The sequence below is a fragment of the Gilliamella sp. B2824 genome (genome assembly GCF_026536245.1).
In the GTDB taxonomy this organism is placed as follows: Bacteria; Pseudomonadota; Gammaproteobacteria; order Enterobacterales; family Orbaceae; genus Gilliamella.
Window position 1 is genome coordinate 1 of the sequence record NZ_JAFNON010000039.1, and the last position, 609, is coordinate 609.

At 37.1% G+C, this 609-nt stretch carries 1 protein-coding gene; it reads right to left on the minus strand.

All coding sequences use genetic code 11. The features are described 5' to 3' along the window. Positions 1 to 609 (minus strand): hypothetical protein (locus J3U56_RS12005; protein WP_267367961.1); only part of this gene is annotated, 609 nt, incomplete at both ends.

A 609-nucleotide genomic window follows, 5' to 3' on the forward strand; every position in this document is an offset into this window, starting at 1 on the left:
CGACGATGGGCTTGTGCCAGGATCCCATACCTCTGGGTTATAACCATTAGGATACTTAGTCATGTAAGAACTATTCTTATAAACATTCATATTTGGTTGAACAAAGCATAACTTAGGTCCCCCATCAAGCATAAATTGGTAAGTAATAACGGGTTGGCTACCATAAATGTTTTTATTAGGTTGACCGTATTTAGTCGATACCGCAACGTTTTGAGCACCCATTTTTAAAAAGTAAGGTCCTCCACACACATTAAGTTCACGACTTAAATCAGTTATCACGTTATTATTATCATACCAGGTTGCTGTTAGTGTGCCTTCGATGGTTGTGTTTTCAGTAAGGGAGGCATCACCATCATCATCACCAACGTTGAATTGTGATAATGCACTTGCCTGACCATTAGCTGGAACCATCGTAATGATATCAGAAAATTTAGTTCCTTCAGGGATTTGCAAGGGTTTACCACCAAAAGAGATCGATTCACTTACATCAACGAATTTTAATGCGTTATTATTTTCTGTTGTAGGCATTCTAAAACCAAGTAATTCATTCAATCCTTTGATTTTAGTCCCTACATTTCCGTCTTGATCTGATTTTAATTGTAAATAAGG